4 protein-coding genes are annotated in these 4,020 nt (G+C 70.9%); all 4 read left to right on the top strand.

Annotation, left to right across the window (positions count from 1 at the left end):
- The first annotated feature begins 328 nt into the window (after positions 1-328).
- The 4 genes from ACWGL3_RS31345 (at position 329) to ACWGL3_RS31330 (ending at position 3,962) form a co-directional block, all read left to right on the top strand.
- Entirely contained in the window at positions 329-1,261 is a 933-nt protein-coding gene (locus tag ACWGL3_RS31345; protein ID WP_267948854.1) for a TIGR01777 family oxidoreductase, read from the top strand.
- Between the two features lie 9 nt (positions 1,262-1,270).
- Complete coding sequence (gene lipB, locus ACWGL3_RS31340; RefSeq protein ID WP_267948853.1) at positions 1,271-1,972, top strand: lipoyl(octanoyl) transferase LipB; 702 nt, start codon at positions 1,271-1,273, stop codon at positions 1,970-1,972.
- 96 nt (positions 1,973-2,068) lie between these two features.
- Entirely contained in the window at positions 2,069-3,022 is a 954-nt protein-coding gene (lipA, locus tag ACWGL3_RS31335; protein ID WP_267948852.1) for a lipoyl synthase, read from the top strand.
- A gap of 214 nt (positions 3,023-3,236) precedes the next feature.
- The gene (locus ACWGL3_RS31330; RefSeq protein ID WP_267948851.1) at positions 3,237-3,962 is read left to right on the top strand and encodes a DUF4191 domain-containing protein; all 726 of its coding nucleotides are present in this window, start codon (positions 3,237-3,239) and stop codon (positions 3,960-3,962) included.
- Positions 3,963-4,020: the final 58 nt, after the last annotated feature.

Genomic DNA, 4,020 nt, shown 5'->3' with positions numbered 1-4,020 from the left:
GCGGTGCGCAGGCTCAGGCCGCGCCGCCCCTGCCTGCCCGACGGCGCAGCGCCGCCCCGTCTTTCTACCCCACCAATCACCATCCCCTGATGATCCCCATCATCAAAGGTCTGTGGACGGGCGCCACGACAGCCAGCCCGACAGCGTGTCGCCCACAGTGACTCCGCAATGACGCGGAGTTCCCTGCTCCACCTTCAAAGTAGAAGAGCGGAGGGTCTCCCCGCAGCGTTTTCGCAGAAAAAGCCCGAGAAAACTTCTGGGAGGCCCCGCGGGGCCTTCCGCCCCCTCTTCCGCGGGAGGTCCGGGATCCTCCGGGTAGACCCTGGGCATGAGAGTGGCTATCACTGGGGCCTCCGGGCTCATCGGCGGGGCGCTGGCCGCGTCCCTGCTCGACGACGGACACACGGTGGTGCGCCTGGTCCGGCGCCTTCCGCGTGGCGGCACCCCTCCGAACGTGGAGGAGGCGGAGTGGCGCCCCGAGCAGGGGCGCGTCGACACCGTGGCCCTGCACGAGGCCGACGCCGTCGTGCACCTGGCCGGGGCCCCGGTCGGACCCACCGTGTGGACCAGGCACCGGCGCACGGTCATCCGGCGCAGCCGGGTCCGCGGCACCCGCACCCTGGCCCGGGCGCTGGCGGGGATGCCCTCCCCTCCCCCGCGGCTGCTGACGGCGTCGGGGATGCACTACTACGGGGACACCGGGGGCGGGGTGGCCACCGAGGAGAGCCCTCCGGGCGCGGGTTTCCTGGCCCGGACGTGCCAGGCCTGGGAGGAGGCGGCGGCCCCGGCCCTCGAGGCGGGCCTGTCCGTGGCGTACATGCGCACGGCGGTGGTGCTCGACCGCTCGGGGGGCCTGCTGCGCACGCTGCTGCCGCTCTACCGGGCCGGTCTGGGCGGACGCCTGGGGTCGGGGGCGCAGTACATGAGCTGGATCGCGCTGCGCGACCAGGTGGGGGCGATCCGGTTCCTGCTGGAGCACCCGGAGGTGACGGGGCCGGTGAACATGTGCTCGCCGGAGCCGGTGAGCAACGCCGCGTTCACCCAGGCCCTGGGGGAGGTCCTGCGGCGCCCCACGGTCATCCCGGTCCCCGCGACGGCGCTGCGCGCGACCCTGGGCGACTTCGCGGAGGAGACCTCCCTGATCGACCTGAGGGCCGCGCCCGAACGCCTGGAGCGGGCCGGCTATTCCTTCCTGCTGCCCACCATCGACAGTGCGCTATCCGACATCCTGGCCCGACCGGCGCACCGCGCCGGGGCGTAAGGTGGTTGTGTGAGTGATCTCGTTTACGCATGGCTGGGCGACGCTCCCGTCCCGTACCACCAGGGCTGGGATCTCCAGAAGCGGCTCCACGAGGGCCGCGTCGCCGATGAGGTGGCCGACACCGTCCTGTTCCTGGAACACGAGCCCGTGTACACCGCGGGAAAGCGCACCGGGAGGTGGGATCGTCCCATCACTGATCCCGGCGCCCCCGTCGTGGACATCGACCGGGGCGGCAAGATCACCTGGCACGGCCCCGGCCAGCTGACGGTGTACCCCATCGTGCGCATGCCGGACCCCGTGGACGTGATCGCCTACGTGCGCATGCTGGAGGAGGCCGTCATCCGCTCCGTCGCGGAGTACGGCCTGACCGGCAGGCGGGTGGAGGGGCGGACCGGGGTGTGGCTCGACGCCGACCCCGGGCGCGGCCTGATCGAGCGCAAGGTCGCCGCCATCGGGTGCCGGATCGCCCGCGGGGTCGGTATGCACGGACTCGCACTGAACTGCAACAATGACATGTCGTGGTTCGACCGGATCGTCCCGTGCGGAATCACCGACGCCGGGGTGACCTCGCTCTCCGCCGAACTCGGGCGCGAGGTGACCGTGGCCGACGTGAGGCCCCGGATGGAACGGCACCTGGCGGACGTCCTCGGCGCGGAGGGGTACAGCCACGCCGACGGCGCCGAGCTGCTCGGCGCCACCGCCCGTGGATGACACACCACACCATGAGCCAGTCCCCACCGGGACGCAGCCGCCCCCACGAAGGGCGAGAGGGTCCCGTCACGGGGCACAGAAGGGAACGGGTTCACGTTGACCATCGCTCCTGAGGGCCGCAGGTTGCTGCGCGTGGAGGCGCGCAACAGCGAGACCCCCATCGAGAAGAAGCCGCCGTGGATCAAGATCAAGGCGCACATGGGGCCCGAATACACCGAGCTCCAGTCCCTGGTCAAGAGCGAGGGCCTGCACACGGTGTGCCAGGAGGCCGGGTGCCCCAACATCTACGAGTGCTGGGAGGACCGGGAGGCGACGTTCCTCATCGGCGGCGACCAGTGCACGCGGCGCTGCGACTTCTGCCAGATCGCCACGGGCAAGCCCAGCGCCCTGGACCGGATGGAGCCGACCAAGGTCGCCAACTCCGTGAAGAAGATGGAGCTGCGCTACGCCACCATCACCGGTGTGGCCCGTGACGACCTCGAGGACGGCGGCGCCTGGCTGTACGCCGAGACGGTCCGCAAGATCCACGAGCTCAACCCGGACACCGGCGTCGAGCTGCTCATCCCCGACTTCAACGCCGACCCCGACCAGCTGGCCGAGGTCTTCGGCTCGCGGCCCGAGGTGCTGGCGCACAACGTCGAGACGGTGCCCCGGATCTTCAAGCGCATCCGTCCGGGCTTCCGCTACGAGCGCTCCCTCCGGGTCATCACCGAGGCGCGCGCGGACGACCTCGTCACCAAGTCGAACCTGATCCTGGGCATGGGCGAGACCCGTGAGGAGATCAGCGAGGCGATGCGCGACCTGCACGAGGCCGGCTGCGACCTGCTCACCATCACCCAGTACCTGCGCCCCTCCAAGCTGCACCACCCGATCGACCGGTGGGTGAAGCCCGAGGAGTTCGTGGAACTGGGACAGGAGGCCGAGGAGATCGGCTTCGCCGGCGTCATGTCGGGGCCGCTGGTGCGCTCGTCCTACCGCGCAGGCCGCCTCTACAAGCAGGCCCGCGAGAAGCGCGACGCCGAGAACGCCGCCCTGGCGGGCGGCGTCTGATGGGCGTTTCGCCCGAGTCGTGACCAAGCTGGAACGGTGGCCCACGGGCCACCGTTCCTCATGTAGGGGCACCTCCACATATCCTGGTGGCGAGAGGCGCCCAGCTGGCCGGCGCCGTGAGGCGCAGCACCCAGGTCGACCGCGAAGAGGAGGCAAGGCAGCCCAGGGACCCCGTCCCCGCCGACACCGCGTCGGCGCGCTGCCTGAGAGCACGATGGCGAAAAAGCCCAAGGGTTCAGAGACCACGACCCCCGCCAAGGGCGGGGCCGAGAAGCAGCCCGGTCGGCTCAAGCAGATCGGCATGGTCGCCAAGGTCGTCCACCAGCAGAGTCCCCGCAGCATCCCGCTGGCGGTCGGTGTCGCGGTGGTCGTCCTCGCGGTCTTCGTCGGCATCGGCATCTGGACCGGCTCCTGGATCCTGTGGCCGCTGACGGGCCTGCCGGTCGCCTTCCTGACCGGTTTCATCATCTTCACGCGCTCCGCGCAGCGCGTCCAGTACAAGATGCTGGACGGGCGCCTGGGCGCGGGTATGGCGATCCTGGACAACATGCGCGGCAACTGGGTGGTCGAGCCGGGCGTGGCCGCCAACAAGCAGATGGACGTCGTCCACCGCGTGGTGGGACGGCCGGGCGTGATCCTGGTCGGCGAGGGCGACCCGGGCCGGCTCAAGCCGCTGATCGCCGGGGAGAAGAAGCGGGTCGCGCGGGTCGCGCACGACACGCCCATCTACGACTTCAAGGTCGGCAACGGCGAGGGCCTGGTGCCGATCTCCAAGCTCCAGCGCACGCTGGTCAGGCTCCCGCGCAACCTGGACAAGTCCGGGGCCGCCGAGCTGAACTACCGCCTCAAGGCCCTGCCCGCCAAGATGCAGATGCCCAAGGGCCCGATGCCCAAGGGCGCGAAGATGCCCCGGGGCATGCGGGGCCAGATGGGCGGGTAGCGACCCGGCCGGCCTCTCACGGACACGGGACGGGGGCCGTCGCACCGACAGGTGCGGC

The organism is Nocardiopsis sp. NPDC055824 (assembly GCF_053616335.1).
Note: the sequence above shows the minus strand (reverse complement) of the source record. Positions and strands in the feature narration are given on the sequence as shown.

Bases quoted from the DNA above. Each gene is read 5' to 3' on its own strand.
- ACWGL3_RS31345 (WP_267948854.1), top strand. From the start codon at position 329: ATGAGAGTGGCTATCACTGGGGCCTCCGGGCTCATCGGCGGGGCGCTG.
- ACWGL3_RS31330 (WP_267948851.1), top strand. From the start codon at position 3,237: ATGGCGAAAAAGCCCAAGGGTTCAGAGACCACGACCCCCGCCAAGGGC.